We start from the raw sequence: 24,598 nt of genomic DNA, 5'->3' as shown, positions 1-24,598 counted from the left end.
CCGCTGCTCCGGCCGGCTCAGCCCATCTCCATCGCGACCACCTGCCAGCGGCGGCGATGCGCTTTGAGGCGGAGTGCGCAGGCCCGCACGCGTCGGGCGTCGGCGAATACCACGGAGACCTCCCACACGCCTTGACGGACTCTGCAGGGCCGGACTGAGCGAAAGTGGAGCCGTGCGGCCCTGGTTCCGGGGTTCGGCTGCAGATGCGCCACCAGCTCGGCCCGCTCCACGATCTTCTCGTGCACCGCGGGAGCCAGCCATCGCTCCATCTGGTGGGCCGGCCGCAGTCCGGCGAACGTCTCCACCGCCGCCTGGCAGACCACCTTCGCCATCGCCTGGATCTGGCGTCCCTCCTCCGCCTCCGCGGCAAGCTCCACCGGCCGGCGTCCGTCGGCCGCCCCCTCAGCGGTGACAGCGACATCCGTGTGTCCCATGGCTCGCAGCAGCCGGGGCACATCGGCCTCTCTGCGCAGCCGGAACCGGCCGGGACTTCGCATCGTCTGCGGTGCGGCAGGGGGTGCGGCGGGGGCTTGAGCAGTCATGGCAGTGGTCATTCTCCGTCTCCGTTCCTTCAGGTCTTCAGGTCTTCGGGCTCTGCGGCGGGGCCGGCCGTCACTCGGTCCCCGCCGGATGATGATCGACGATCTCCTCAGCGATTCGGAGCCGGCGGGCGCAGCAGCGTCCCCGGCAGCAGCATCCCCGGGTCCGGGCCGATCCGGTCCCGGTTGTCCCGGTACCAGCGGGGCCACTCAGCGGCGATCTCCCAGGCTGCGGCCCGGCTGCCCAGGTGGGCCGCAGCGATGCTCCACAGTGAGTCGCCCGGCCTGACCACCACCTCTGCGGCGTCCTCCGTGCGGCTGGGCACCCCCTGATGCCGTGCCGAGGCGGAGTTGGGCTGATTGGGCGTAAAGCGTCTCTGCATCGTCCCCTCACAATCTGTTCATTTGATCGCGTTTGGTGCGTGATGAACTCTTCAGATCATACATAGGATCGGTTGAGGTGCGAACGGCGTGCTAGCTTCATGACATTCGAGGGCAGGAGAGGTCTATGCGATGGGATGCGCTGTTCGATGACCTGGAGGCGCAATTGGAGTTCCAGCGCCACCAGCGGCTGGCAGCAGAGGCGGAGGAGGAGTCGGAGCTCCAGCGGCGGCGGATGACCCTGGCCCAGCGCCTGCGAGCCCACCGCGGGTCGCAGGCGCGGGTGCGTCTGTCGGGGCTGGGAAGTGTGGAGCTCACCGTCGGGGCGGTGGGAGAGGGCTGGTTCGCAGGGCTGGCGGGAGCGCAGAGCTGCCTGGTGCTCTCCTCAGCTGTCGTGGCCGTCGAGGGGCTGAGCCTGAGGGGTCGGCCCGAGGAGGGGCGGGCGAGAGCCTCCCTGGGGCTGAGCGCCGCACTGGTCGGCCTGGCCCGTGATCGCGCGGAGATCAGTGTGCACACCTCCGAGGGGGAGGCGGCCAGGGGAGTCCTGGGGGCAGTCGGGGCTGATCACATCGATGTGCTGGTCCGGGAGACGGGTGCGGGAGGCGCGCTGCGGCGCACGGTGCCTCTGGATGCTGTGCTGATGCTGCGCAGTGCGGCCGCGGACTTCGTGGAAGGCTGAGCGGTCCCTACCGGGTCTCGGCGGTGCGGCGGCGCTGCTGCTCGCCCTGCCGCGCCTGCCGCTGCAGCTCGTACTGGCGGTCGATGTACTCGTCGAGCTTGGTCTCCTCGATCCGCCACTGTCCGCGCCCGCCGATCTGGATGCCCTCAATGTCACCGCTGCGGATCAGGGCACGGGTCTGGGACATGGAGATGTTCAGCGCCTCTGCCACATCGGGCAGGGTGAGAAACTTGCGCACAGACGATCTCCTGACGTCGCATTTGGTGATGTTTCGTCACAGTCTGGCATCTTCGGCGGCTCTGGACTAGTGTTCTGCTCGCCTGGCGTGCTGACGGAGCCGCCGGGGAGCAGGGCTGACGGCCTGCGGAACGGATCTTTCATTCTCTGCGCGGAGGGGCGCCATGACTTTGCACACCCACACGCCTGCGTCCGAACACCTGGACTCGGCTCCTGCGGCACGGCTGCGTCCGCCGTCCTGGCGGGACCCGCGCCTCATCCTCGGCCTGATCATCGTGCTCGTCTCCGCTGCCGGCGTCGTCGCGCTGGTGGCCAGCCAGGATCGTACGACGCCGGTCTATGCGGCAGACCGGACCCTCAGCGTGGGGGAGAGGCTCACTGAGGAGTCGCTGCGCACGGTGGACGTCCAGCTCGGAGAGGGTGCTGAGGGGTATCTGGTGCCGGGCGAGGCCTTGGAAGAGGCACTGATGGTCAGCCGGGTGGAGGAGGGCGAGCTGGTGCCGATGCGCGTCCTGGGCGAGCAGGACCCAAGGGGCAGGCAGCCGATCACTGTGGAGATCGATCACGAGCTGTCCCGAGCCGTGGTCCCGGGGGCGGCCGTGGACGTCTGGGCCTCAGCGCCTGCGGAGTACGGGGCCGACGGCGACGTCTCCCGCCTGGTTCCCTCCGCGGAGCTCGCCGATGTCCGGGAGCGGGAGTCGGCGTTCGGCACCCAGGCGGCTGTCACTGTGGAGCTGCTCATCGGTCACGATGACGTGGCAGGCATCCTGCGCGCGGTCAGCGAGGGCCGGGCGATCTCGGTGCTGCCCGCTCAGCCGGAGCCTGATGAGCCCCGTGAGGAGAGCGCCCCCGAGCCCCCGGGCGAAGCCGGCGAGGAGCAGCCGGGCGCGGAGGACGAGCAGTGAGGCACCGATGCTCGGTGGTGACCACTGGGCGCCTCGAGACTGACCACATCGCTGCTCTGGAAGCGCTGCAGGGGCCGGTCACAGTGGATCGCCGCTGCGAGACTCCGGCAGAGCTGCTGGCCGTGGCCCGCCACTCTCATGCGGATGCCGTCCTGATCATCGGGCATCCGGAGATCCTCACCGATTCCCTCGCTGCACAGATGCACGCCCAGGGCCTGACCGTCGTCGCCGTCACAGATCTGCCGGCCGAGCGGGAGCGGCTGCGACGGATCGGCGTTCTCGGCCTGCCGGATGACACCCCGGCGAGCGTCCTCGCCCAGGCGCTGCAGGGAGCGGCGGGGGACAGCGGCGAGCAGCCGGGCGCCGGCTCCGTGTTATCGCAGCTGGCCGGTCGGGATCTCATCGCTGAGGATGCGCAGTTCGCCGCGGTCGAGGGCGATCCGATGCCCCAGCTCCCCCCGCCGCCCCGGCGTGAGAGCGACAGTGCCCCGGGCTCAGAGGCGAGTCTCGTGCCTGAGGGAGTAACCGTGGTGTGGGGCCCGCACGGAGCTCCCGGCCGTACCACTGTGGCCATCACCCTGGCCTCCGAGCTGGCGCTCCGCGGGGCGGCGGTCCTGCTCGTCGACGCCGACAGCTGGGCCGCCTCGGCGGCCACGCACCTTGGGCTGCTGGAGGAGTCCGCGGGGCTCGCCCAAGCCTGCCGGGCTGCTGAGCGAGGAGGCCTCGACGTCGTGCAGCTGGCCCGGCTGGCACAGACGGTCCGGACTGCCGGCGGCAGCTGGGATGTGCTGACGGGGCTGCCTCGGCCTGACCGATGGGCGGAGCTGCGCAGCCGGGCCGTGGAAAGGGTGCTCAGCCTTGCCGCGGAGCACTACACCCACGTCATCGTCGACGTCGCCGCGCCCATCGAGCTGGATGAGGAGCTCAGCTTCGACACGGCAGCGCCGCAGCGGAGCTCAGCGACCGTGGCCAGCCTTGAGGCCGCAGACCAGGTGCTCCTGCTCGGCGGCGCCGACCCGCTCAGCTTCTCCCGGCTTGTCCGGGCCGCTGCGGACTACCCCGAGAGGATCCCGGGCGCAGCGGTCCCCACTGTGGTGGTCAACCAGCTGCGCAGCGACGTCGTCGGCCGCTCCCCGCAGCGCCAGCTGGCGGAAGCATGGGCCCGGTATGCGGGAGGAGGTGCGGTCGCCGGCAGCATCGCGGCCTGCCTGCCGTATGACCGTGAGGCCTGTGACACCGCCCTGCGCCGGGGAGAGGTGCTGGCAGAGTGCGCCCCGGAGTCGGAGCTGCGCCGGGCGGTCGCGGCGCTGGTCGGCGTCACCCTCCCGCGGCGACGCCGCTGGGGCCGGAAGAAGTGAGATAGTGAGCGGTATGGACCTGCACCAGCTGCTGCGCCCGTACTACTCGCACATTGCCGAGGAGGACCTCGCCCCCATCCCGGAGCAGGAGCGGCTTGAGCGTCTGCGGTCCCATGTCGAGACCGCTCAGAGCTTCGCCGAGGGCGAGCCCGCGCTGGCGGTGCGGACCATCGGCACGCGCAGCATCGTTCAGCTGGTCACCCGAGACATGCCCTACCTGGTGGACTCCGTGACGGTGGAGATCGCCCGGGCGGGCCATGCCATCGCCCTGGTGGTCCACCCGATCCTCCTCACCGAGCGCGACGACGCCGGCCAGCTGCTCGACGCCCGGGAGATCCCGTCCCAAGGGCGGTCGCTCTCCTCCGGGGATACCCAGACGATGCCGTCCCTGGCCGCGGTCACCGCCGGCAGCGGGAAGGCGTCGGTGGAGTCCTGGATCGCCGTCGAGCTGGACGCTGTCCTGTCGGACGAGGCAGCCGAGCAGCTGCTGGCCGGCATCCGCGCGGTGCTCGAGGATGTGGAGGCCGCCCATCGGGACGCTGAGGCGATGCGGCTCCAGGCCCACCAGGCTGCCGCTCAGCTGCGCCAGCAGGACCGCATCACTGAGCGCACCGAGTCCGCCGAGCTGCTGGACTGGATGGCGCAGGGGCACTTCCTGTTCCTCGGGTACCGGGAGTACAGCCTCACCGAGTCCGGCCTGGAGCCGATCACCGGCACCGGTCTGGGCATCTTGGCCGACATCGACGGCCGGCCGCGCCCGAAGCGCAGCTCTGAGCTCGCCTCCTCCGGACCCAGCCAGGAGAAGGCGCTGGTCATCACCAAGGCCGATGCCCGGTCCACAGTCCGGCGCCGCACCTACATGGACTACATCGCGGTGAAGACCTACGAGTACGACGGCACCGTGCTCAACCTCACCGGTGAGCGCCGCTTCCTCGGCCTGTTCAGCCAGCGGGCCTACACCAGCTCGATCACCACCATCCCGCTGCTGCGCTCCCGGGCCAAGCAGCTGCTGGCCCGCACAGGGTTCAGCCCGGAGTCGCACTCCGGGTCGGATCTGATGCAGATCCTCGAGACCTATCCGCGCAACGAGCTGCTGCAGATGGACATCGACGAGGTCGAGGAGACGGCTTGGCAGATTCTGCAGCTGCAGGAGCGTCGCCGGGTGCGCCTCTTCCTGCGCGAAGACCATTACGGCCGGTTCATGACAGCCCTGGTTTTCCTGCCGCGCGACCGGTACAACACCGGGGTGCGCCGCCGCTTGGAGGCGGTGCTCGCCGAGCACATCGACGCCGCCTCCATCGACTTCACGGTGCGCCTCTCCGACTCGGTGCTGTTCCGGATCCGGCTCAACGAGGAGCCCGAGGCGCTTGATGTCAGCACCCAGCAGCTGCAGGAGGAGCTGGCCCGTGCTGTGCGCTCCTGGAGCGAGAGCCTGGCGGCTGAGGCGGCGGCCCGGTACGGCCGCCGCCAGGCTGACCGGATCGCGCAGCGCTGGGCGGAGGCGTTCCCGGAGGACTACCGGGTCATCTATGAGGTCACTGACGCGCTCGACGATGCCGCTGAGTTCGAGACCCTCGAGGCAGAAAGCCGGGCCGGGCCCCGCCTGGCCTTCGCTCCTCCCCAAGAGGCGGACCCTGCGGATCTGCGGCTGAAGATCTATCTCGCCGAGCCGAAGACGCTCACCGACACCCTGCCGATCATCGATGACTTCGGCCTCGCGGTCCTCGACGAGCGGGCCTACACGGTGACCACCGCTGACGGTACGAGTCTGCACCTCTACGACCTGGGGCTGCGCTATCCGGACGGAGTGGACCCGCAGGCGACCCTGCCGCTGTTCAAGGAGGCCTACCGGAAGGTGCTCACCGGGCAGGCGGAGTCCGACGTCTTCTCCCGGCTTGTGCTGACCCTGGGCCTGAGCATCCTCCAGGTCACCGTCCTGCGCGCCTACGCGAAGTACATGCGGCAGCTCGGGAGCGTGCACTCCTACGACTTCCTCGCTGAGGCGCTCGATGACCACCCGGAGGCCGCCCGGGCGCTGATGTCCTACTTCACCGCCCGATTCGACCCAGACCTCTCCGGCCCCCGCGACCACGCCGAGCAGGCCTGCCGGGCCACGGTGCTGAACGCCTTGGAGGAGGTGAGCACACTGGACGCGGACCGGGTCCTGTCCGGGTTCCTGAACCTGATCGAGGCCACTGACCGCACCAGCCTCTACCAGGGGCACGAGCGGGTCAGCTTCAAGCTGCGGCCCCAAGACATCACCGCTGCCCCGCATCCCCGTCCGGCCCACGAGATCTGGGTGTACTCCACCCAGGTGGAGGGATCGCATCTGCGCTACGACGCGATCTCCCGCGGCGGGCTGCGCTGGTCCGACCGTGCTGAAGACTTTCGCACCGAGGTGCTCGGTCTGGTCAAGGCCCAGATGGCCAAGAACGCCGTCATCGTGCCCTCCGGGGCCAAAGGGGCGTTCTATCCGAAGCAGCTGCCGGAGTCCGCTGCCCGTGAAGAGATCTTCGAAGCAGGGCGCGAGGCCTACAGGACGTTCATCCGTGCCCTGCTGGACATCACCGACAATCAGAAGGAGGGCGACGACGGCACCCGGGTCCTGCCTCCGGAGCGGGTTGTCCGTCAGGACGGGGATGACCCCTACCTGGTGGTCGCCGCGGACAAGGGGACGGCGACCTTCTCCGACACCGCCAACGAGATCAGCGCCGAGTATGGGCACTGGCTGGGGGACGCCTTCGCCTCCGGAGGCTCCGCGGGCTACGACCACAAGGCGATGGGGATCACCGCCCGGGGCGCATGGGAGTCCGTGAAGGCTCACTTCGCCACCCTCGGCCACGACACCCAGTCCCAGGACTTCACAGTCATCGGGATCGGGGACATGGGCGGGGACGTCTTCGGCAACGGGATGCTGCTCTCCGAGCACATTCGGCTCACGGCGGTGTTCAACCACCTGCACATCTTCATCGACCCGGACCCGGACCCCGCGGCCAGCTTCGCCGAGCGCCAGCGGCTCCTCACCGCGGAGAAGCGCGGCTGGGACGCCTATGACGCCTCCCTGATCTCTGAGGGCGGGGGCGTGTTCTCCCGGCAGGCGCGCAGCATCGGGATCACCCCGCAGATGCGGGATCGCTTCGGGATCGCTGAGGATGTGGAGGCCCTCACCCCGCCCGAGCTCGTCCGAGCCCTGCTGACCGCCCCCGCTGACCTGCTCTACAACGGCGGGATCGGCACCTACGTGAAGGCGGTGCATGAGACCCACGAGCAGGTCGGGGACCGCGCCAACAACCTCATCCGCGTGGACGGGGTCGAGCTGCGGGCCCGGGTCGTCGCCGAGGGAGGAAACCTGGGCCTGACCCAGGCAGGGCGCATCGAGGCGGCCCAGCACGGGGTCCTGCTGAACAACGATGCCGTGGACAACTCCGCCGGCGTCGACTGCTCCGACCATGAGGTCAACATCAAGATCCTGCTGGATCGGCTGGTCGCCTCCGGGCACCTCCAGGAGCGGGAGCGGAGCCCGCTGCTGCAGGAGATGACTGATGAAGTCGCCGAACTGGTGCTCGCCACCAACCGGGACCAGAACGTGCTGCTGCTGATCGACCGTCAGCGCATCGCCGACTGGTCTCCCAGCTTCGGCCGGCTGATCGGGTGGCTCGAGGAGACCGTCGGACTGGACCGGCAGCTGGAGGAGATCCCCGCCGCCGCTGCGATGGAGGAGCGGGCCGATGCCGGTGTCCCGCCGCTGACCGCCCCTGAGCTCTCCGTGCTCCAGGCCTACACCAAGATTCAGCTGAAGCAGGCGCTCGCCGCGTCCGAGCTGCCCGCCGACCCCTGGTTCGAGGAGACGCTGGCCGCCTATTTCCCCGCCCGCATCAGAGAACGGTTCGGCGAGCAGCTGATCCGCCATCCACTGGCGCACCGCATGATCGCCACCATCCTTGCCAATGATGCGGTGAACATGGGCGGATCCACCTTCGTCTTCCGCACCATGGAGGAGACCTTCGCGCCCGAGGACCAGGTGCTGCGGGCCTTCGTGACAGTCCGGGAGCTCTTCGGCCTCGATGAGTACGACGCCGCCCTGCGCCGGATGCAGGTCTCCCTGCCGACCGGCCAGTTCACCCGGCTCTATATGGATATGCGCCGGTTCGTGGACCGTGCCGTCCGCTGGTTCCTCGCCCGACCCCAGACCGGACGCCCGATCGCCGAGGAGATCGAGGCGTACAAGGGCTGCATCTCGCCCCTCTACCAGCACCTCACCGACTACCTGGGCAGCCCCGATGTGGAGCGGCTCGCCGCCGAGCGGACCGAGCTGATCAGCCTCGGGCTGGACGCGGATCTGGCGGCCTGGACCGCTGAGCTGTTCGAGTCCTTCCCGCTGCTCGACGTCGCGACCCTCACCCAGGAGGCCGGCGCCCAGCCGCAGGAGGCCGCGGCGGTCTACTACCGGGTCTACACCGAGTTTGAGGTGGAGGCGGTGCTGCGCCGCATCAGCAGCCTCCCGCGTCAGGACAAGTGGCAGGCTCTGGCCCGAGGCGCGCAGCGCGACGAGCTCTACTCCGCGATCCGGGAGATCGCCGAGGCCGTGCTCACCACCACTGATCCCTCCCAGGCCGAGGATCCGGCCGCCGACGCAGCAGAGCGGCTCCGCACCTGGAAGCAGGCCCACCGCAACCAGCTTGAGCGGGCGCAGCGGCTCATGGCGGACCTGCAGGACGGCGAGGACTCTCTGGCCTCCATCACCGTGCTGCTGCGGCACCTGCGCGGACTGGTGAGCAGCTGATGAGCCACTTCGACGACCATCTGCGCCACCACCCCCACCTCAGCGACAGCGACGTCGAATGGCTCCACGCCCTCGTGGGCGACTGGCAGGTCATCGCCGACCTCTCCTACTCCGACCTGGTCCTCTGGGGGCCCCACACCCCGGAGGGATACCTCTCCGCGGCGGGCCGCTCCTACGTGGCGCTCTCCCAGGCGCGGCCGTCGACGACCCAGACCATCATCCACCGCGATGTCGTCGGTGACCGGATTCGGGCCGACCTCAAACCTATGGTGGAGCGGGCCTGGACCTACCAGGTGGAGACCAACTCCTCAGACCAGGGCCAGCCCTTCCCGTCAAAGACCCGCGTCAGCGCGGTCCCGCTGGTCCGCCGCGACGCCGCCGGACAGCGCCGCACCGTCGGGGTCATCACCCTGCACTTCGCGGTCTCCGCGCTGCGCTCGCCGTCGCGGATGGAGCTGACCTACCGCCGCTGCGCCACCGAGATGCTCGAGATGGTCTCAGCCGGCGCCTGGCCGGACCCCTCCCAGGAGTACACCGGCTACTCGGGGGCCCCGCGTGTGGGGGATGGGCTGCTGCGGCTGGACGCGGAGGGGAAAGTCACCTTCGCCAGCCCCAACGCGGTCTCCGCCCTGCTGCGCCTGGGAGTCAACGAAACGCTGGAAGGCCGGTCCCTGGCAGGGATCGGCGCGGAGCTGCAGCGGGCCACCGGGGTTGCGGTGGACGAGTCGCAGCCGATGATGCTCACCGGCCGACGCGCCCAGCGCAGCGAGCTGGAGGCTCACGGGGCCGCCGTCACGCTGCGCACCATCCCGCTCAGCCGGGGGCTGGTGCGCGGGCAGGGGGAGCGGTTCGCCGCCCTGGTGCTCTGCCGGGACGTCACCGAGCTGCGCCGCCGCGAGAAGCAGCTGATGAGCAAGGACGCCACCATCAAGGAGATTCACCACCGGGTGAAGAACAATCTCCAGACCGTGGCGGCCCTGCTGCGCATGCAGTCACGCCGCATGGACTCCCCGGAGGGCAGGGAGGGGCTGGACCGAGCGATGCGCAGGGTCCAGACCATCGCCGTGGTGCACGACTCTCTTTCTCAGGGCCTCGAGGAGAGCGTCGACGTGGACGAGCTGATGCGGCGGCAGCTGCGGCTCGCCGCCGAGATGGCACAGTCCGAGAAGCACGCGGCCACCCGGCTGGAGGGCAGCTTCGGGCAGCTGCCCGCAGATATGGTCACCCCCCTGGCGCTGGTGGTCACCGAGGTGGTCGCCAACTCGGTTGAGCACGGCTTCGCGGAGGGTCAGACCGAGCTGACCGTAGTGATGAGCGTGCATCGGCACACTGATGCCGCCGGCAGGGAGCGTCTCGATGCGGAGATCGCTGACGATGGCGTGGGCCTGCCGGAGCAGGACTGGGAGCCGGGCCTGGGCCTGCAGATCGTCAAAACTCTCGTGAGGGGAGAGCTCTCCGGCTCCATCGAATGGCAGCCTGCAGACACAGGAAGGGGCACGAAGGTAGTCCTCCGTGCCCCGATCCTGGGATAAGTCTCAGCTCGCGCGGCGGGCGCGGGCGGCGCGGCGCTTCAGAGCGCGGCGCTCGTCCTCGCTCATGCCGCCCCACACGCCGGAGTCCTGGCCTGTGTCCAGGGCCCACTGCAGGCAGGTGTCCATCACCGGGCAGCGGCGGCAGACGCTTTTGGCCTCCTCGATCTGCAGGAGGGCAGGGCCGGTGTTGCCGACGGGGAAGAAGAGTTCGGGGTCCTTGTCGAGACAGGCTGCTCGGCTGCGCCAATCCATGGCGATCACTGCTCCTTGGGGGCCGCCGCGGCGGGCGGGGCCGGATGCTCGGGTGCGTTGCGGGTGATGCAGACGTCTTCCCGGCCTCTTCATCAGGTGCGTGCATAAGTGGTGAAGCGAGGTCGGCAGAATGCTCATGCCGAGGGGAAGAAATCCATTACCCGCCTGGGTACGCATTCCAGGCTGACATGTTATACGGAGGTAAACAAGACCTATCAGAGGATCAATTTTCGCCGTATGGGGTGATTCTTATCACACTGGTGCGGGTGGGAGGTTCAGCGGCAATCCGCTCTCCAGCGCCGGATCGGCGGCGATGGGCGCCCTGACAGCAGCAATTGCCCTGGTGCTCGAAGATGAGACGTCAAAGAGGCACGGATGAGAGAGTTCTCAGCCTTCCGGCGGTGATTCAATGGAAGCATGTCTGAGACCTCAAAGCCGCGCCGGCCGCTGCCGGTGCTGTTCATCTACCTGATCCTCTTCCTGCAGGGCGGGTTCATCATCGTCGGGGCCGTCGCTGAGGTGGTTCTCAGCGAAGCCGCCGTGCTCGATGCCGCGGGCGTCGTTGCGCTGCTGGTGCTGATGGTGCTCACCGGGGTGATCCTGATCCTGCTGGGCTTCCAGATCTTCCGGGGGTCCGCAGCCGCTCGTGCCCCCGCTATGGTCCTGCAGCTGATGATCGTGATCCTCTCCGCGTCGCTGATGTTCAGCGGAGGCCTCGGCGTGGGCGCCTCCGGCCTGGCGCTGGTTCCTGCCGCGGCGGCTCTGATCCTGCTGTTCATCCGCCCCACCCAGGAATGGCTGGAGGGTACGGCCGAGCCCGACCCCAAGGACGCATGAGCTCATAGAGCCTTGCGCAGTCGGCCTGCGACGCCTGCCTTCTGGGGCGGAGGGCGCCGGACGGAGGCAGCTGAGGGAGGCGGAGGAGAAGCTCTCGACCTTCCGCTCTCATGAACTTCTCATGGAACGTGAGAGGCGCCCCTGCCCGGAGTCGGGAGGGGCGCCTCTCACCAGCGAAGTGCGTCTGCGCTCAGGCGGCAGCCTTCGGCGCGTTCACGTCTGAGGGGAGGCCGTTGCGGGCGGTCTCGACGAGGGCCTCAAAGGTCTTGGCGTCGGAGACGGCCAGCTCGGCGAGCATACGGCGGTCAACCTCAACGCCTGCGGCCTTCAGGCCCTGGATGAAGCGGTTGTACGTCATGCCGTTGGCGCGGGCCGCAGCGTTGATCCGCTGGATCCAGAGGCGGCGGAAGTCGCCCTTGCGCTTCTTGCGGTGCTGGTAGTTGTAGGTGTAGCTGTGGAGCAGCTGCTCCTTGGCCTTGCGGTACAGGCGGGAGCGCTGTCCCCGGTAGCCGGAGGCCCGGTCAAGGACCTTGCGGCGCTTCTTGTGCGCATTCAGTGCGCGCTTCACACGTGCCATGTCGTCGTTCTCCTGAAGTTCTTAAGAAAAAGTCTTATGCCGGTGCCGGCTGGTCTCAGCCGAGCATCTTCTTGATCCGCCGCTCGTCACCCTTGGTGGTGACGATCTGGTCCTTGGCCAGGCGGCGGGTCAGGCGGGAGGACTTGTGCTCCAGGTAGTGGCGGCGGTTGGCCTGCTGGCGCTTGATCTTGCCGGAGCCGGTGAGCTTGAAGCGCTTCTTGGCCCCGGAGTGGGTCTTGTTCTTCGGCATAGTGCCGTACTCCTTACATCGATCGGACCTGCAGCACCTGTGCAGCGGCGTGAAAGTCCGCGGCGGCGGTGCAGAGGTGGATCAGCCCGCCCAACGGGTGGCCGGCGATCCCTTTTCATGCGGGCGCTCACTGTGCTTGCCCCTCAGGGCGCAGGGGTGAGCAGACCCAGCGATTCAGTCTACGGGAGCACAGGACAGATCGCTAAATTCCGCTGACGCAGGGCGACTCAGAGGTTCTTCAGCTCGTCCGGGAGGTAGTCGGCCATGGAGTTGGAGAGAGGCTTGGCGTCCTCAGGCTCGGTGGAGACCTTCTCCTGGCGCTGCTGGGTCTTGCGGGCGCGGCCTTCCTTCTTGGCGCGGGCCTGCGCCTTGTTCTCCTCGTTGTCGGAGGGGGAGTCGGAGTCCTGCTGCTTGGCCTGCTGGGCCTTGGTGCGCAGGGGGCCGACCACCATCACCATGTGGCGGCCGTCCTGCCGGGGGCTGGACTCCACCTGGCCGAGGTCGGCGACATCCTCGCTGAAGCGCTCAAGCAGACGAACACCCATCTGGGGGCGCTGCTGCTCACGGCCGCGGAACTGGATCATGGCTTTGACCTTGTCCCCAGCCTCCAGGAAGCGACGGGCGTGGCCGACCTTGGTCTCGTAGTCGTGGTCGTCGATCTTCAGGCGGAAGCGCACCTCTTTGAGGGCGGTGGTGGCCTGGTTCTTCCGGGACTCACGGGCCTTGACGGCGGACTCGTACTTGAACTTGCCGTAGTCCATGAGTTTGCACACCGGCGGCTTGGCCTGCGGCGCGACTTCCACCAGATCCAGATCAGCCTCCGCGGCCAGCCTCAGGGCATCGTCGATCTTGACGATGCCGACCTGTTCTCCATTGGGTCCGACAAGCCGGACCTCGGGCACGCGGATGCGGGTATTGATACGTGGTTCGCTGATCTGTCCTGCTCCTGCTTCGGGTTCACAATAAAATACGCTGCGCGGCCAGCACTATTCGCCGACCCCGCTCAGACTGTGAGAATCTTACCAGCATGGACACGCCCGAAAATAGCCCCGCCTCCGCCTCCCCCAGCCCTGAGGCGGAGCGCCTTGCCGCCGCCGTCGGAGGCCAGGCCCGCGACATCTCTGATGTGCCCGCCGTCGAGCTCATCAACACCGTCTCCGTGCACCTGATGAGCGCCGCCGCCGTGAAGGTCGGCCTGGCTGAGGGGCCCGACGCCGCCGGCCTGAAGGACCTGGACGAGGCCCGCAAGCTGATCACCGCCCTGGCCGGGCTTGTCACCGCGGCCGCCCCGGAGGTCGGATCCACCCACGCCGCTCCGCTGCGCGACGGCCTGCGCTCCCTGCAGCTGGCTTTCCGCGAGGAGTCCGCCATTCCCGACGCCCCGGGCAAGGGCCCCGGCGAAAAGTGGACCGGAGCAGTGAACTGAGCGATGGCCGATGATGATGTGCTGAGCAGCCCGAAGTCCGAACGCGTCCGCAAGGCTGCGTCCCTCGCCTCCGCCAAGGGACGCCGGCGGGCCGGGCTGTTCCTCGCGGAAGGCCCCCAGCCAGTCCGGGAAGCGCTCAGAGCCTGGCTGGCCGCGCATGAGACGAGCGGTGAGGCGGGGTCGGACATGCCCGCGGGCCGGAGCGGCCCCGGTGAGAGCCCGCCGTCCATGTGGATTCCCCAGCTGGACGCTCTGTACTTCGATCCGGAGGCCCTCGAGCGGCACCGGGATGTGCAGACGCTGCTGGACCGAGTCCGCGGCGTGCTCTTCGATCCGCAGGCCGACCTGCCGCAGGGCGCGCGCATCTTTCTGCGCGAAGCCACTCCCGAGGTGCTCACCGCCATGGGCGACGCCGAGACCTCGCAGGGCATCATCGCGGTCTGCCGGATCCCTCAGCCGCAGGAGCTCCCCGAGGGCGCCGCCCTCGCCGCCGCGCTGCTGCGCGTTCAGGACCCGGGCAATGCGGGCACCATCATCCGAGTCGCCGACGCCGCGGGCGCCGACGCCGTCCTGCTCACCCCCGGAAGCGTGGACCCCTGGGCGCCCAAAGTGGTCCGCAGCGCGGCGGGCTCCCACTTCCACCTGCCCCTCATCACCGGCATGGAGGCCGGGCCGGCCACAGCCGACGCAGCACGCCGCGGCATGCAGGTGCTCGCCGCCGACGCCGCAGGGGAAACCTCCCTGGACCAGCTGCGCGGCACCCCGAGCGAGCCGGGGGAGGGCACCATCGGCGGCGTGCCTCCGCTCGAGCTCGAGGACACGGTGAAAGGCTCCGCGCCCACCATGTGGCTCTTCGGCAACGAGGTGCAGGGGCTCGCCGCCCAGGAGCGCGAGCTCGCCGACGTCGTCGTCTCCATCCCCCTCTACGGACAGGCCGAGTCGCTGAACGTCGCCACCGCCGCGGCCCTCTGCCTCTACACCACGGCGATGGCTCAGCACTGACCCGCGCATCGATGGGCAGCTACGCGCCGAGCTCCCGCAGGGCCGAGAACACAGGCTTCGCCTGCGTGCACTGCGGGCAGTCGATCCCCGCCCACCCGGCAGGCTCCTACCGAAACCACTGCCCCCGCTGCCTGTGGTCCCGTCACGTCGACCTCGTGCCGGGCGACCGGGCGGCCGACTGCCGAGCCCCCATGGAGCCGGTGGGCGTGGACCACTCCGGGAAGAAGGGATACATCCTCATCCACCGGTGCACCGCCTGCAGCGCCCAGGACCGCAACAAGCTCGCCCCGGACGATGACTTCGACATCGTCGTCCAGCTGCAGAAGCCCGCCCTATGAGCGGCTGTCCCGCACGAATGGGATCGCCCAGTAGCTGAAGCGGCGGCGCTGATAGGCACGTACAGCGCCGATGATGGACAGCACGATGTTCACAATCGCCATCACGAGGAGACCCAGCCAGAGCCCGGCGTAGGCCGCAAAGAAGGTCGCCCCGGGCCCCTCCCCGGCTGGGCCGCTGAGCCCCACCCCGAGCATGATCGCGACGATCGCCCCGATCCAGACCACCCCCAGCAGGATCAGGGTGATCTCCCAGTTCAGCGCGCTGCGGCCATGATCCTGGATCAGGCGGCTGCGGCGTCGGAAGATCAGCCAGATCACCAGCGGGACGATGATGGACAGGCCGAAACCGCCCAGCAGAAACCTGCCCAGGTGGATCGCCACGCCCCAGCCCTGCTCCTCGCCCGGCCGCAGCGGCGGCTCCGGCTGCTGAGCGAACTGCGGGTCCATCGCGTAGTCGCCGGACGGGGCATGGTGCGGCGGCTGCTGAGGTCCCTGCGGCGGCTGATCCGGGGCCCATCCCTGTTCTGCGCTCATAGAGCCAGAGTACCCACTGTCAGCACCTGGAGGCATGACTCGCCCTGACGCGATACAGTGCCGCGGTGACACTTTGGGAAGCCGTGCTCCTGGGGGCTATCCAGGGCCTGTTCATGTTCGTTCCGGTGAGCTCCTCGTCCCACCTGGTCATCGCTGAGCACTGGCTCACTGACCAGGGCTCTCCGCTCCCCGGGCCCGACAGCCCGGAGATGATCTTCTTCAACCTCGTGGTCCACCTGGGCACCATGGTCTCGGTGGCGGTGGTGATGTGGGCGCCGCTGCGCCGTCTGATCACCGGGACCGTCCGTGAGCTTGGCCTGCTGGCACGACGCCGCACCCTGCGTCACCTCATCCACATCCGGCTCATGCTTCTCGGCGTGGTCACCGTCGGCATCACCGGCAGCCTCGGGCTCATCGTCCGCGAATTCGGCACCGGCCTCTTCGCCGTGCCGTGGGTGGTGGCCGCCTTCCTGTTCATCACCGGCGGGATCCTCTGGTGGACCGACAGCGTGAAGGGAACCTGGCGCGGAGCCGGGCAGATGACTCTTTGGGTCGCCGTCGTCATCGGCCTCGCCCAAGCCGTCGCCCTGTTCCCCGGGATCTCCCGGTCGGGCATCACCATCGCCGCCGCCCTGGCCCTGGGAATGCACCGCAGGATGGCCGCGCAGTACAGCTTCTTCGTCGCGATCCCCACCATCGTCGCCGCCACCGGCGTGCAGTCCATCAGCCTGCTCGGCCATGAGGGCGGGCTCACCATCGGTGCGGAGGCGTACTGGGCCGCGTTCGTCGTCTCCGCGGCGGTCGGCGCGGCGGCCCTCTGGGCCGTGCTGAAGCTGCTCTACCGCGCACGCTTCCGGGTCTTCGCGGTCTATGTGGTCCTCTTCGGCGTCTTCATCCTGATCTTCCAGCCCGATCTCTCCGACCCGCCCGCCGTTGACGAGATCCCCGTCGAGGAGGAGCAGATGGACCTGCAGGAGCACACGGACCTCTACGAGCAGCTCGAGCCGATGCCCCCGGAGGTCCTGGACCAGTAGTCTGGCCCCATGATGTGGCTCTACTTGGCAGCCTTGGCTCTCATCGGCGTGATCATCGTGGTGCTCGTCGGCAGCTGGAAGGGCGCCCATCCTCCTGCTGAGGAGACGCCGGGCACGCCTGACGACGTCGAGGAGCTCCTCTCGAGGGCCTCCGAGGAGGGCCGCCGGCTCACCGCCGAGGACCTCGGCGCCGTGAGGCTGCGGCCCGCCGTCCGCGGATACCGGATGGACCAGGTCGACCGGCTCATCGATGCTCTCCAGGCGCAGCTCGAGCAGGCCCAGCGGCCTTAGCGTGACACGTTCGCCGTGTGAGGTGGATAATAGAGGACGTCAGCAACGGACGACTCTGAGAGGGAAGCAACTCGATGGCTGCTATGAAACCGCGTACTGGCGACGGTCCGATGGAGGTCACCCGGGAAGGCCGCAGCCTGATCATGCGCGTGCCCATCGACGGCGGCGGTCGTCTGGTCCTCGAGATCAACAAAGAGGAAGCCGAGTCCCTGAAGCAGTGCCTCATCGAGGCTGTGGGCGAGTAGGGGGTCGTCTCCGCCGCGGCGCTGCCTGCGGGGAGCCCTGGGGGGCTCTCCTCCTCGCTGCGGCTCAGTCAGTCAGCCCGCTCTGACGGCTGCGAGGAGGCCGGTTCCGGTGGGGATGAGGGCTGAGAGCAGCCGCTCATCCTCCTGGATCCGGCGTTCCGCGGCCCGCATCTGCTGAGTCCTGTCCGCGCGGACTGCGGGCTTGGGCGTGCGGTCCGCGTCGAGAGCGTCGCTGATCAGCAGCATCCCGCCGGCGCGCAGCATCCGCACCGCTTCATCCAAGCACAGCCCCAGCGTCTCGGCCGGGGCGTGGAAATGCACGACATCATAGGAGGCGGACGCCAGCCGGGGCAGCACATCCTCCGCCCGGCCCGGAATGAAGCGTGTCCTCGCCTGCCGGGGCGCCGCCTGGGCGCACAGGGTCCGGGCGGCCGTCAGGCACTCCGGGTCCGGCTCGATTCCCGTGAGCACCGCGCTGCTCCCGGCGCCCGAGGCTTCCGCCCCGCGAAGCAGAGCGTGCGCCGCCAGCCCCACCCCGCTGCCCACATCCACCAGGGTCCGGGCCCGGCCCGCTGCGGCCAGCACTGTCAGTGCGGCCGCGGTGCCGGGGGTCACCGGCTCAACACCCAGCTCCGCTGCCAGCAGGCGCGCCTGAGCGGCCGCCGCGGGCTCTTCAGCGTGCTCCTCGGCGTAGGCCCAGCTGGTGTGCTTGCTGCTGGGGGACCCGGCGGTCATGACCCCACCCCTTCAGGCTTCAATATTCTCAGAAAAATTTCAGGTTCTTTCCAGGCAGTGCAAGCATACTGTCGCCGATGCCACGTGACGACGGCGAGAAGCAGGCCGCACCGCACACCCTGAACGGTGACTCTACTCCCACCGCTGGGGTCCTGCGCCCCCCGGGGCGCCGCCGCCTCTCGTTGGGCAGAGTCGCCCTGATCTTCACCGGATGCCTGACTGCCGTCGCGGCCGCCGCCGTCTTCGCCGCCTGGATCCTCGGTGGCCGTGCCGCCGGTCCGCCCCAGGACGTCCAGGCCCTCATCCCTCCGCCGGAGCCCGCCCCGGAGACCACCGCGGCCTTCGAGTTCGTGGAGGCGCAGCCCGGGGAGGGCGAGGCGGCCTCCGACGCCCCGGTCAAGGGCGAGGTCGCCGCGGTGCTGCCGGGGGCGCGCCACTCCGCAGATATCTCCGAGATCCCCGTCGACAGCCTCACCCACCTGAAATCCATGGGGTGGGCCGTGCCCTACATGGAGCGCACCGATCTGTCCGCGGAGTACGCAGAGACCGGCGTCGTCGAAGGCGTTCGCACCATCCGGCTGCATCTGTCCAACGGCGAGCACTGGATCAACGTCTCCGAGACCCGCTCCGAGGAGGAGGGCAGGGATCTTGCGCCCATGAAGGAGAAGGTCGCCGCCGTCGTCGACTTCGACGCCGTCGAGCAGCGGGAGCTTCCGCTGAGCACAGGCCAGACAGGCAGGCTCTTCCTCGGTGAGGACTCCTGGACCTCCGGGGTGGAGCAGCCCGAGGTGCAGTATGTGATCAGCTCCGACTTCCCCGAGGAGCGAGCCGCGGAGATCACCTCCTGGGTGCTGACCACTGACCGCTCCCGCCTCCAGGTGATGCCGTACGACCCCGGCGCGGGGGACCGGCTCGAGCGCGGATTCGATGAGCTGGTGTCGTGGTTCGGCGACTGAGAGGCACTCCCGGAGCCAGCCTGACCGCGCGAGCCGGATAGGGTAGCCCCGTGCCCGGGATCAACGCCTACGAATTCCTCGTCCTCCTGCTCCTGGCAGTCATTCTGCTGGGGCCGGACCGGCTGCCCCAGTCCGCCCGGAAGCTCGGCGAATGGGTCCGGCAGGGGCGGCGCATGGCTGAGGAGGCCAAAGTCCGCTTCCGGGAGGAGACCGGCACCGATTTCGACCAGGTCGACTGGGAGAAGTACGACCCGCGCCAGTATGACCCCCGCCGCATCATCAGGGAGGCCCTGGCCGAGGAGACCGAAGAGCTGACCAGCGCCGGCCGGGAACTCCAGAGGGCTGCGGACCCGCGCGCCGTGTTCGGCCCTGGGGCGAAGAGCCCCGCGGCCAAGAAGACCGGCGGTGCGATGGCCGCGGGGATGGCCGGAGCCGCCACCGCCGGCGCCGCCTCCGAGCCGCAGGCCCAGCACGCGGACGTCGACCCGCTGGAGTCCGATCCGGCTCCGTTCGACGTCGACGCGACCTGACCAGTCCTGGAGCTAGACGCTCAGGGGGAGCGACCTTCCGCTCAGTCCGCGGCCTCGGGCGGCGAGCTCGGCGGCGATGCTTCGAAGCGCAGACCCGGCGGGAGAGCCTGGGCTCGAGACGGCCACGGGTGCGCCGTCGTCGCCGGCCTGCCGCAGGCCGGTGTCCAGCGGGACGGAGCCCAGCAGCGGCACTTCAGCGCCCAGCTGCTTGCTGAGGCGGTCGGCGACGACCTGCCCGCCCCCGGAGCCGAAGAGCTCCAGCACGGACCCGTCCGGCATCGTCATCGGCCCCATGTTCTCGATGACTCCGGCGACCTTCTGCTCCGTCTGGGTGCTCAGCGCTCCGGCGCGCTCGGCGATGTCGGCGGCGGCGGCCTGCGGGGTGGTCACCACCAGCAGCTCGGAGTCCGGCAGCAGCTGCGCCACGGAGATGGCGATGTCGCCGGTGCCGGGCGGCAGGTCAAGCAGCAGCACGTCGATGTCCCCGAAGTAGACATCGTTGAGGAACTGCTCCACCGCTCGGTGCAGCATCGGTCCGCGCCATGCCACTGCCTGGTTGCCGTCCACGAACATCCCGATGCTGATGGTCTTCACGCCGTAGGCGACCGGCGGCAGGATCATCTCGTCCAGCCGGGTTGGCTTGGCGGTGATCCCCATGAGTCCGGGCACGGAGAAGCCGTGCACGTCAGCGTCGACGACGCCGACCTTCAGCCCCTGCTCCGCGAGTGCGCAGGCCAGGTTCACCGTGACCGAGGACTTCCCGACGCCGCCCTTCCCCGAGGCGACCGCGTACACCTTGGTCAGCGAATCGGGCTGGGAGAACGGGTTGGTCTTCCCGCCGCCGGCACGCAGCTGCTCCTTCAGGGCGGCTCGCTCCTCCGGGCTCATCACGTGCAGGTCCACCTCCGCTGTGGTGACCCCCTCGGCCCGGACCGCGGCTGCGGTGACGTCCTGAACGATGCGGCTGCGCATGGGGCAGGCCTCGATGGTGAGCTTGACCTGCACCTCGGCGGCGCCGCCCTCATCCACGCTGATGTCGCCCACCATGCCGATCTGGGTGATGGGGAGGCGCAGCTCCGGGTCGATGACCTCATCCAGGCGGCGGCGGATGCGATCGATCACCGGTGATGAAGTCTCAGACATGGCACCCATTGTCTCAGCCGGTGCGAATCCGGGGCGCCGAACCTGAAACAATGGGCCGCATGAGTGTTCAGCCCACCCCGGCCGGTGCTTCCGGCGGCCTGCCCACCGGAGAGCTGCTCGGCCGGTACCGCACCTATGAGGACGCCCAGAAGGTGGTGGACCATCTGGCCTCCGCCGACGGGTTCGACATCAAATCGCTGAGCATCGTCGGCAATGACCTGCGCAGCGTGGAGCACATCCGTACCCGGCTCTCCTACCCGCGGGTGGCGCTGGGCGGGGCGGCTCAGGGTGCGATCTTCGGCGGCTTCATCGCGATGATCTTCTACCTCTTCACTCCGGAGACCCCGCTGGCGGAACTGGTCTCGATCGTTCTGCTGGGTGCCGGAGTGTGGATGATCGCCGGCACCATCGGCTACGCGGTGCGGAAGGGGCGCCGCGATTTCGCCTCCGTCTCGCAGCTGACGGCCACCACCTACGACGTCGTGTGCGACTTCTCCGTGGCAGGCCGAGCCCGTCAGCTGGTCAAGGAGTCGGGGACGGTGAGCCTGAACGCGCACAACGACCCCACCGGCCGCTCCGGAAACCTCGGCGGGGAGCGCACGACGGCGCCGCAGCAGTCCGCCTCGCCCTCCCGCAGCCGGCCCGGCGCCCAGAGCGACCATGCCTCGCCGGAGTCCTCATCCCAGGAGCAGGCCCGGCAGCGGGCCGCACAGTGGGAGACCGAGGACGGGCGCCCCCGATACGGGGTGCGGCGGGAGGAGGCTGAGCCTGCCGGGGGAGGCTCTGATGAGTCCGAAGAGACGGAGGCTGCTGAGCCCGAGGGCGACTCCCGCTCGTAGCGGGAGAATGGAGGGGTTTCCCAGCGCCTCAGGGCAGGCATCCCCTCCAATCTTGCGTTGAGCCCGGCTGCGAGCCCGGTGGCGCACCTTTCAAGGGGCACTATTGCCCGGTGCGCAGACGCGGCCCCTCGAAAGGTGCGCGCGGCTCAGTCCCTCAGCCCGCGGACCCATCCCTCGATGGCGTCAGGGGTGCGGGGCAGGGCCGCTGAGAGATTCTCGCACCCGTCCTGCGTGACGAGGACATCGTCCTCGATCCGCACACCGATGCCCCGATACTCCTCGGGCACGGCGAGGTCCTCATTCTTGAAGTAGAGGCCGGGCTCGATGGTGAAGACCATGCCCGGCTGCAGCTCCCCATCGAGGTAGAGCTCCCGCTTGGCCGCCGCGCAGTCGTGGACGTCGAGGCCCAAGTGGTGGCTGGTGCCGTGCGGCATCCAGCGACGGTGGTGCTGGCCCTCGGGGGAGAGGGCCTCCTCAAGGCTGACGGGCAGCAGGCCCCACTCGTGGAGGTGCTCGGCAAGGACCCGCACCGCGGCGGTGTGGATGTCCCGGAACTTCGCGCCTGGCCGCACCACCTCGAAGGCGGCGTCGGCGGCGGCGAGGACTGCCTCGTACACGCGCCGCTGCACGGGGCTGAACGTGCCGGAGACGGGGACGGTGCGGGTGATGTCGGCGGTGTAGAGCGAGTCGACCTCCACCCCGGCGTCGAGCAGCAGCAGCTCCCCGGGGTTCACCGCGCCGGTGTTGCGGATCCAGTGGAGGACGGTGGCGTTGTTCCCTGAGGCGGCGATCGTGTCGTAGCCGAGATCATTTCCCTCCAGCCGGGCCCGGGCGAAGAAGGTGCCCTCCACAATCCGCTCTCCCCGGGCGTGCTCCAGCGCCTCGGGCAGCGCGCGCACCACATCCTCGAAGCCGCTGATCGTCGCGGCTGCGGATTCGCGCAGCTGGCCGGCCTCGTAGTCGTCCTTGACCAGCCGCATCTCTGAGAGGAACTGGGTGAGCGTCGAATCCTGCTGGGCAGTCTGCTCGGCATCGACGCCGTGCTCGGAGCGGGCGGCGTCGATCAGCGCATCCACCTGCGGGTCAGCGTCGCGCAGCACCCGGATTCCCACGGTGCCGGCGTCCTTGCCTGCCGCGGCCGTGAACTCGTCGAGATCGCGGGCGGTGATCCCCAGGCGGGCCTGGAACTCCGCCAAGGTGGGGCGGGGGCCGATCCAGAACTCGCCGTGCTTGGCGCTGGCGTAGAACTCCTCGGTGTCCCGGCCGGCCATCGGCTTGAAGTAGAGCACAGCCTCGTGCTCAGCGTCCTCAATCGGCTCGAGGACGAGCACGGCGCCGGGCTCATGGTCCACGCCCAGCCCGGTCAGGTGCGCGAACGCCGAATGCGGCCGGAACCGGTAGTCGGTGTCGTTCGACCGGGTCTTCAGCGGTCCGGCCGGCACGATCACCCGCTGCCCGGCGAACGCCTCAGACACACGACGACGCCGCTGCTCGGCGTACGCGGCTGCCGGGTCCGGCCCCGGCAGCTCGCCGGAGGCGGGCGCCCAGCTCGAGCCCATGAAGTCCTTGAAGGCCGATGATGCTGGCCGCTGGGATCGGGAGGAAGTCTGCTGCACGTCGTCGTCGCTCATGCTCACCACAGTAGGGTAAGAGGCATGTTCGACCTGCACGTGCACTCTGACGCTTCGGACGGCACCGAGCCGCCGGCGCAGGTGGTGGCCGCCGCGGCCGCCGCGGGTCTGAAGGGCCTGGCGCTGACCGACCACGACACCACCGCCGGCTGGCAGGAGGCCTCTGCCGCGGCACGTGAGCATGGTCTGATGCTGATCCCCGGGGCGGAGGTCACCGCTCAGATGGGCCCGGTGAGCGTGCACATCCTCAGCTATCTGCATGATCCTGGCTGCCCGGGCCTTTCCGAGATGTTCCGCACGGCCCGGTCCGGCAGGCTCGAACGAGCCCGGCAGATCGCCGCGAACCTGGGGGAGGACTTCGACCTCAGCTGGGCGGACGTGCTCGCCCATGTGGCTCCCGAGGCCACCGTGGGCCGCCCGCACATCGCCGATGCGCTGGTGAGCGTGGGCGTGGTGGCCGACCGCACCGAGGCCTTCGCCCGGCTCCTGCACAAAGGCACCAAGTACTACGTCCCCCAGCAGAGCCCCACCCCGGCCGAGGCGGTCGCGCAGATCCGCGACGCCGGGGGAGTCCCGGTCATCGCCCACGCCATGGCCTCGGCCCGGGGCGCCACCCTGAGCACCGACCAGCTGGAGGCGATGGTCGAGGCCGGCATGCTCGGAGTGGAGATCCACCACCGCGACAACACAGAGACCGGCAAGCGCCTGCTGGCCGAGCTTGCGCACCGACACGGGCTGATCGTCACCGGTTCCTCCGACTATCACGGCACCGGCAAGCCCAACCGGCTGGGGGAGAACACCACCGCCCCGCAGATGGTCGAGCGGATCATTGAGGCAGGCACCGGGGCCCAGGTCATCGGCGAGGTGAGCCTGTGAGCTCCCTGCCCGCCCCCAAGCGCCGGCTGCCCCGGGCCCAGCGGCGGCTGCAGCTGCTCGACCGTGCCCAGCAGGTCTTCGTCGCCAAGGGCTTCCATGCTGCCTCCATGGACGACATCGCTGAAGCGGCCGCCGTCTCCAAGCCTGTCCTCTACCAGCACTTCCCCGGCAAGCACGAGCTCTTCCTGGACGTGCTGGAGACCCACCTGGCCCAGCTCACCGAGGAGCTGACCGCTGCGCTCGCTGGGGAGAAGGACAACCGGGAGCGAGTGCAGGACACCGTCACGGCCTTCTTCGCGTTCATCGCGCGGGAGGATGAGGCCTACCGGCTGGTCTTCACCGCGGGCATGGACCACGACGACGCCGTGGCCGAGCGGCTCTCCCGGTTCCACTCCCGGATGGCCGCAGCGATTGCGGAGCTGATCGTGGAGGACACCGGCCAGCCCATGGCGGAGGCCACCATGCTCGGCCACGGACTGATCGGGATGGCGACCCAGTCGGCCCGGCACTGGATCCGGCTCTCGGAGCGTCCCCCGATGGAAGTTTCTGCGCAGCTTGCGGGCCGGCTGGCGTGGAAGGGCATCAGCGGGTTCCCGCGGGAGGAGGACGCCGCGGTGCAGGGTGCTGAGGCTCCGACCCCGGAGGACTGATGCCGGTGATTTGCGCCTGAGCGTTATTATCGGGGGAG

The 24,598-nt window shown here is 69.3% G+C and carries 28 protein-coding genes; 17 read left to right on the top strand and 11 right to left on the bottom strand.

From position 1 onward, the window contains the following. Nucleotides 1–17 precede the first annotated feature (17 nt). Both FWJ47_RS11635 and FWJ47_RS11630 read right to left on the bottom strand, forming a co-directional pair. On the bottom strand, nucleotides 18–542 hold the full coding sequence (locus tag FWJ47_RS11635) for an Rv3235 family protein (protein ID WP_147108491.1): 525 nt from the start codon (nucleotides 540–542) through the stop codon (nucleotides 18–20). Between the two features lie 107 nt (nucleotides 543–649). Further along, nucleotides 650–922, bottom strand: a complete 273-nt coding sequence (locus FWJ47_RS11630) for a LysM peptidoglycan-binding domain-containing protein (protein WP_147108489.1) — start codon at nucleotides 920–922, stop codon at nucleotides 650–652. A gap of 125 nt (nucleotides 923–1,047) precedes the next feature. On the opposite strand from FWJ47_RS11630, the gene FWJ47_RS11625 reads away from it, so the two are divergent. Continuing rightward, complete coding sequence (locus tag FWJ47_RS11625; RefSeq protein ID WP_147108486.1) at nucleotides 1,048–1,599, top strand: hypothetical protein; 552 nt, start codon at nucleotides 1,048–1,050, stop codon at nucleotides 1,597–1,599. Nucleotides 1,600–1,606: 7 nt separating this feature from the next. Here FWJ47_RS11625 and FWJ47_RS11620 read toward each other — a convergent pair whose 3' ends face one another. Next, entirely contained in the window at nucleotides 1,607–1,837 is a 231-nt protein-coding gene (locus FWJ47_RS11620) for a helix-turn-helix domain-containing protein (protein WP_170228574.1), read from the bottom strand. Nucleotides 1,838–2,000: 163 nt separating this feature from the next. On the opposite strand from FWJ47_RS11620, the gene FWJ47_RS11615 reads away from it, so the two are divergent. Genes FWJ47_RS11615 through FWJ47_RS11600 form a run of 4 tightly spaced genes read left to right on the top strand, consistent with a single transcriptional unit; the run spans nucleotide 2,001 to nucleotide 10,414 of the window. Continuing rightward, nucleotides 2,001–2,741, top strand: coding sequence for a hypothetical protein (locus tag FWJ47_RS11615; protein WP_147108483.1), 741 nt, complete (start codon nucleotides 2,001–2,003; stop codon nucleotides 2,739–2,741). Continuing rightward, nucleotides 2,738–4,099: a CpaE/TadZ family protein gene (locus FWJ47_RS11610; protein ID WP_147108480.1), complete on the top strand. Its 1,362-nt coding sequence runs from the start codon at nucleotides 2,738–2,740 to the stop codon at nucleotides 4,097–4,099. The genes FWJ47_RS11615 and FWJ47_RS11610 overlap by 4 nt, the downstream gene beginning before the upstream one ends. Before the next feature lie 13 nt (nucleotides 4,100–4,112). Beyond that, complete coding sequence (locus tag FWJ47_RS11605) at nucleotides 4,113–8,882, top strand: NAD-glutamate dehydrogenase (RefSeq protein ID WP_147109414.1); 4,770 nt, start codon at nucleotides 4,113–4,115, stop codon at nucleotides 8,880–8,882. Continuing rightward, nucleotides 8,882–10,414 carry a sensor histidine kinase gene (locus tag FWJ47_RS11600; RefSeq protein WP_147108476.1) on the top strand — a complete coding sequence of 511 codons (1,533 nt, stop codon included), beginning with the start codon at nucleotides 8,882–8,884 and terminating at the stop codon, nucleotides 10,412–10,414. Before FWJ47_RS11605 ends, FWJ47_RS11600 begins: the two co-directional genes overlap by 1 nt. A 3-nt stretch (nucleotides 10,415–10,417) precedes the next feature. Here the strand turns inward: FWJ47_RS11600 and FWJ47_RS11595 are convergent, their stop codons facing one another. After that, nucleotides 10,418–10,666, bottom strand: coding sequence for a WhiB family transcriptional regulator (locus FWJ47_RS11595; protein ID WP_146341967.1), 249 nt, complete (start codon nucleotides 10,664–10,666; stop codon nucleotides 10,418–10,420). 417 nt (nucleotides 10,667–11,083) lie between these two features. On the opposite strand from FWJ47_RS11595, the gene FWJ47_RS11590 reads away from it, so the two are divergent. Continuing rightward, a complete protein-coding gene (locus FWJ47_RS11590; RefSeq protein ID WP_147108473.1) occupies nucleotides 11,084–11,503 on the top strand; it encodes a hypothetical protein in 420 nt (139 codons plus the stop codon). Between the two features lie 190 nt (nucleotides 11,504–11,693). On the opposite strand, the gene rplT is transcribed toward FWJ47_RS11590, so the two are convergent. From rplT to infC, 3 genes are all read right to left on the bottom strand, one after another. Next, nucleotides 11,694–12,080 (bottom strand): 50S ribosomal protein L20, encoded by a 387-nt coding sequence (gene rplT, locus FWJ47_RS11585; RefSeq protein ID WP_147108470.1) that lies wholly within the window; start codon nucleotides 12,078–12,080, stop codon nucleotides 11,694–11,696. Between the two features lie 55 nt (nucleotides 12,081–12,135). Continuing rightward, entirely contained in the window at nucleotides 12,136–12,330 is a 195-nt protein-coding gene (gene rpmI / locus FWJ47_RS11580) for a 50S ribosomal protein L35 (RefSeq protein WP_147108467.1), read from the bottom strand. 227 nt (nucleotides 12,331–12,557) lie between these two features. Further along, nucleotides 12,558–13,232 (bottom strand): translation initiation factor IF-3, encoded by a 675-nt coding sequence (infC, locus tag FWJ47_RS11575; RefSeq protein WP_246126290.1) that lies wholly within the window; start codon nucleotides 13,230–13,232, stop codon nucleotides 12,558–12,560. Nucleotides 13,233–13,357: 125 nt separating this feature from the next. Between infC and FWJ47_RS11570 the strand changes: the two genes are divergently transcribed. From FWJ47_RS11570 to FWJ47_RS11560, 3 genes are read left to right on the top strand one after another with little or no spacing between them, the layout of a single operon-like run. Continuing rightward, nucleotides 13,358–13,756 carry a DUF1844 domain-containing protein gene (locus FWJ47_RS11570; RefSeq protein WP_147108461.1) on the top strand — a complete coding sequence of 133 codons (399 nt, stop codon included), beginning with the start codon at nucleotides 13,358–13,360 and terminating at the stop codon, nucleotides 13,754–13,756. Nucleotides 13,757–13,759: 3 nt separating this feature from the next. Next, the gene (locus FWJ47_RS11565; protein ID WP_147108457.1) at nucleotides 13,760–14,758 is read left to right on the top strand and encodes a TrmH family RNA methyltransferase; all 999 of its coding nucleotides are present in this window, start codon (nucleotides 13,760–13,762) and stop codon (nucleotides 14,756–14,758) included. 11 nt (nucleotides 14,759–14,769) lie between these two features. Continuing rightward, a complete protein-coding gene (locus FWJ47_RS11560; protein WP_147108454.1) occupies nucleotides 14,770–15,096 on the top strand; it encodes an RNHCP domain-containing protein in 327 nt (108 codons plus the stop codon). On the opposite strand, the gene FWJ47_RS11555 is transcribed toward FWJ47_RS11560, so the two are convergent. Further along, entirely contained in the window at nucleotides 15,091–15,630 is a 540-nt protein-coding gene (locus FWJ47_RS11555; protein ID WP_170228573.1) for a DUF4870 domain-containing protein, read from the bottom strand. The genes FWJ47_RS11560 and FWJ47_RS11555 overlap by 6 nt on opposite strands. 65 nt (nucleotides 15,631–15,695) lie before the next feature. Between FWJ47_RS11555 and FWJ47_RS11550 the strand changes: the two genes are divergently transcribed. The 3 genes from FWJ47_RS11550 to FWJ47_RS11540 all read left to right on the top strand — a co-directional run bounded on the left by FWJ47_RS11550 (nucleotide 15,696) and on the right by FWJ47_RS11540 (nucleotide 17,200). Next, on the top strand, nucleotides 15,696–16,664 hold the full coding sequence (locus FWJ47_RS11550; RefSeq protein WP_147108448.1) for an undecaprenyl-diphosphate phosphatase: 969 nt from the start codon (nucleotides 15,696–15,698) through the stop codon (nucleotides 16,662–16,664). A 9-nt stretch (nucleotides 16,665–16,673) separates the two neighbouring features. Beyond that, the gene (locus FWJ47_RS11545) at nucleotides 16,674–16,955 is read left to right on the top strand and encodes a DivIVA domain-containing protein (RefSeq protein ID WP_211359006.1); all 282 of its coding nucleotides are present in this window, start codon (nucleotides 16,674–16,676) and stop codon (nucleotides 16,953–16,955) included. Between the two features lie 74 nt (nucleotides 16,956–17,029). Further along, nucleotides 17,030–17,200 (top strand): DUF3117 domain-containing protein, encoded by a 171-nt coding sequence (locus FWJ47_RS11540; RefSeq protein WP_147108443.1) that lies wholly within the window; start codon nucleotides 17,030–17,032, stop codon nucleotides 17,198–17,200. Nucleotides 17,201–17,272: 72 nt separating this feature from the next. Here FWJ47_RS11540 and FWJ47_RS11535 read toward each other — a convergent pair whose 3' ends face one another. Continuing rightward, nucleotides 17,273–17,935, bottom strand: a complete 663-nt coding sequence (locus FWJ47_RS11535; RefSeq protein ID WP_147108440.1) for an O-methyltransferase — start codon at nucleotides 17,933–17,935, stop codon at nucleotides 17,273–17,275. Nucleotides 17,936–18,012: 77 nt separating this feature from the next. Here FWJ47_RS11535 and FWJ47_RS11530 point away from each other — a divergent pair, with 77 nt between their 5' ends. Both FWJ47_RS11530 and FWJ47_RS11525 read left to right on the top strand, forming a co-directional pair. Next, on the top strand, nucleotides 18,013–18,891 hold the full coding sequence (locus tag FWJ47_RS11530; RefSeq protein ID WP_147108437.1) for a hypothetical protein: 879 nt from the start codon (nucleotides 18,013–18,015) through the stop codon (nucleotides 18,889–18,891). A gap of 50 nt (nucleotides 18,892–18,941) precedes the next feature. After that, nucleotides 18,942–19,421, top strand: coding sequence for a twin-arginine translocase TatA/TatE family subunit (locus FWJ47_RS11525; RefSeq protein ID WP_147108434.1), 480 nt, complete (start codon nucleotides 18,942–18,944; stop codon nucleotides 19,419–19,421). A gap of 12 nt (nucleotides 19,422–19,433) precedes the next feature. On the opposite strand, the gene FWJ47_RS11520 is transcribed toward FWJ47_RS11525, so the two are convergent. Next, entirely contained in the window at nucleotides 19,434–20,564 is a 1,131-nt protein-coding gene (locus FWJ47_RS11520) for an Mrp/NBP35 family ATP-binding protein (protein ID WP_147108432.1), read from the bottom strand. A gap of 59 nt (nucleotides 20,565–20,623) precedes the next feature. Here FWJ47_RS11520 and FWJ47_RS11515 point away from each other — a divergent pair, with 59 nt between their 5' ends. Further along, nucleotides 20,624–21,403, top strand: a complete 780-nt coding sequence (locus tag FWJ47_RS11515; RefSeq protein ID WP_147108429.1) for a YflT domain-containing protein — start codon at nucleotides 20,624–20,626, stop codon at nucleotides 21,401–21,403. A gap of 146 nt (nucleotides 21,404–21,549) precedes the next feature. Here the strand turns inward: FWJ47_RS11515 and FWJ47_RS11510 are convergent, their stop codons facing one another. Then, nucleotides 21,550–23,034, bottom strand: a complete 1,485-nt coding sequence (locus FWJ47_RS11510) for an aminopeptidase P family protein (protein WP_147108426.1) — start codon at nucleotides 23,032–23,034, stop codon at nucleotides 21,550–21,552. Nucleotides 23,035–23,058: 24 nt separating this feature from the next. Here FWJ47_RS11510 and FWJ47_RS11505 point away from each other — a divergent pair, with 24 nt between their 5' ends. Next, nucleotides 23,059–23,910, top strand: coding sequence for a PHP domain-containing protein (locus FWJ47_RS11505; RefSeq protein ID WP_147108423.1), 852 nt, complete (start codon nucleotides 23,059–23,061; stop codon nucleotides 23,908–23,910). Next, the gene (locus FWJ47_RS11500; protein WP_147108420.1) at nucleotides 23,907–24,560 is read left to right on the top strand and encodes a TetR/AcrR family transcriptional regulator; all 654 of its coding nucleotides are present in this window, start codon (nucleotides 23,907–23,909) and stop codon (nucleotides 24,558–24,560) included. The genes FWJ47_RS11505 and FWJ47_RS11500 overlap by 4 nt, the downstream gene beginning before the upstream one ends. Nucleotides 24,561–24,598 lie beyond the last annotated feature (38 nt).

This window comes from Nesterenkonia populi, from assembly GCF_007994735.1.
GTDB lineage: Bacteria > Actinomycetota > Actinomycetes > Actinomycetales > Micrococcaceae > Nesterenkonia > Nesterenkonia populi.
Note: the sequence above shows the minus strand (reverse complement) of the source record. Positions and strands in the feature narration are given on the sequence as shown.

What these genes read in the sequence shown, in the direction of transcription:
- FWJ47_RS11515 (WP_147108429.1), top strand. Translation starts at nt 20,624, where the DNA reads ATGAGTGTTCAGCCCACCCCGGCCGGTGCTTCCGGCGGCCTGCCCACC.
- FWJ47_RS11565 (WP_147108457.1), top strand. Translation starts at nt 13,760, where the DNA reads ATGGCCGATGATGATGTGCTGAGCAGCCCGAAGTCCGAACGCGTCCGC.
- FWJ47_RS11545 (WP_211359006.1), top strand. Translation starts at nt 16,674, where the DNA reads ATGATGTGGCTCTACTTGGCAGCCTTGGCTCTCATCGGCGTGATCATC.
- FWJ47_RS11635 (WP_147108491.1), bottom strand. Translation starts at nt 542, where the DNA reads ATGACTGCTCAAGCCCCCGCCGCACCCCCTGCCGCACCGCAGACGATG.
- FWJ47_RS11540 (WP_147108443.1), top strand. Translation starts at nt 17,030, where the DNA reads ATGGCTGCTATGAAACCGCGTACTGGCGACGGTCCGATGGAGGTCACC.
- FWJ47_RS11560 (WP_147108454.1), top strand. Translation starts at nt 14,770, where the DNA reads ATGGGCAGCTACGCGCCGAGCTCCCGCAGGGCCGAGAACACAGGCTTC.
- FWJ47_RS11605 (WP_147109414.1), top strand. Translation starts at nt 4,113, where the DNA reads ATGGACCTGCACCAGCTGCTGCGCCCGTACTACTCGCACATTGCCGAG.
- FWJ47_RS11630 (WP_147108489.1), bottom strand. Translation starts at nt 922, where the DNA reads ATGCAGAGACGCTTTACGCCCAATCAGCCCAACTCCGCCTCGGCACGG.
- FWJ47_RS11625 (WP_147108486.1), top strand. Translation starts at nt 1,048, where the DNA reads ATGCGATGGGATGCGCTGTTCGATGACCTGGAGGCGCAATTGGAGTTC.
- FWJ47_RS11595 (WP_146341967.1), bottom strand. Translation starts at nt 10,666, where the DNA reads ATGGATTGGCGCAGCCGAGCAGCCTGTCTCGACAAGGACCCCGAACTC.
- FWJ47_RS11530 (WP_147108437.1), top strand. Translation starts at nt 18,013, where the DNA reads ATGCCACGTGACGACGGCGAGAAGCAGGCCGCACCGCACACCCTGAAC.
- rpmI (WP_147108467.1), bottom strand. Translation starts at nt 12,330, where the DNA reads ATGCCGAAGAACAAGACCCACTCCGGGGCCAAGAAGCGCTTCAAGCTC.
- FWJ47_RS11555 (WP_170228573.1), bottom strand. Translation starts at nt 15,630, where the DNA reads ATGAGCGCAGAACAGGGATGGGCCCCGGATCAGCCGCCGCAGGGACCT.
- FWJ47_RS11535 (WP_147108440.1), bottom strand. Translation starts at nt 17,935, where the DNA reads ATGACCGCCGGGTCCCCCAGCAGCAAGCACACCAGCTGGGCCTACGCC.
- FWJ47_RS11520 (WP_147108432.1), bottom strand. Translation starts at nt 20,564, where the DNA reads ATGTCTGAGACTTCATCACCGGTGATCGATCGCATCCGCCGCCGCCTG.
- FWJ47_RS11615 (WP_147108483.1), top strand. Translation starts at nt 2,001, where the DNA reads ATGACTTTGCACACCCACACGCCTGCGTCCGAACACCTGGACTCGGCT.
- FWJ47_RS11505 (WP_147108423.1), top strand. Translation starts at nt 23,059, where the DNA reads ATGTTCGACCTGCACGTGCACTCTGACGCTTCGGACGGCACCGAGCCG.
- FWJ47_RS11510 (WP_147108426.1), bottom strand. Translation starts at nt 23,034, where the DNA reads ATGAGCGACGACGACGTGCAGCAGACTTCCTCCCGATCCCAGCGGCCA.
- FWJ47_RS11570 (WP_147108461.1), top strand. Translation starts at nt 13,358, where the DNA reads ATGGACACGCCCGAAAATAGCCCCGCCTCCGCCTCCCCCAGCCCTGAG.
- FWJ47_RS11590 (WP_147108473.1), top strand. Translation starts at nt 11,084, where the DNA reads ATGTCTGAGACCTCAAAGCCGCGCCGGCCGCTGCCGGTGCTGTTCATC.
- FWJ47_RS11600 (WP_147108476.1), top strand. Translation starts at nt 8,882, where the DNA reads ATGAGCCACTTCGACGACCATCTGCGCCACCACCCCCACCTCAGCGAC.
- rplT (WP_147108470.1), bottom strand. Translation starts at nt 12,080, where the DNA reads ATGGCACGTGTGAAGCGCGCACTGAATGCGCACAAGAAGCGCCGCAAG.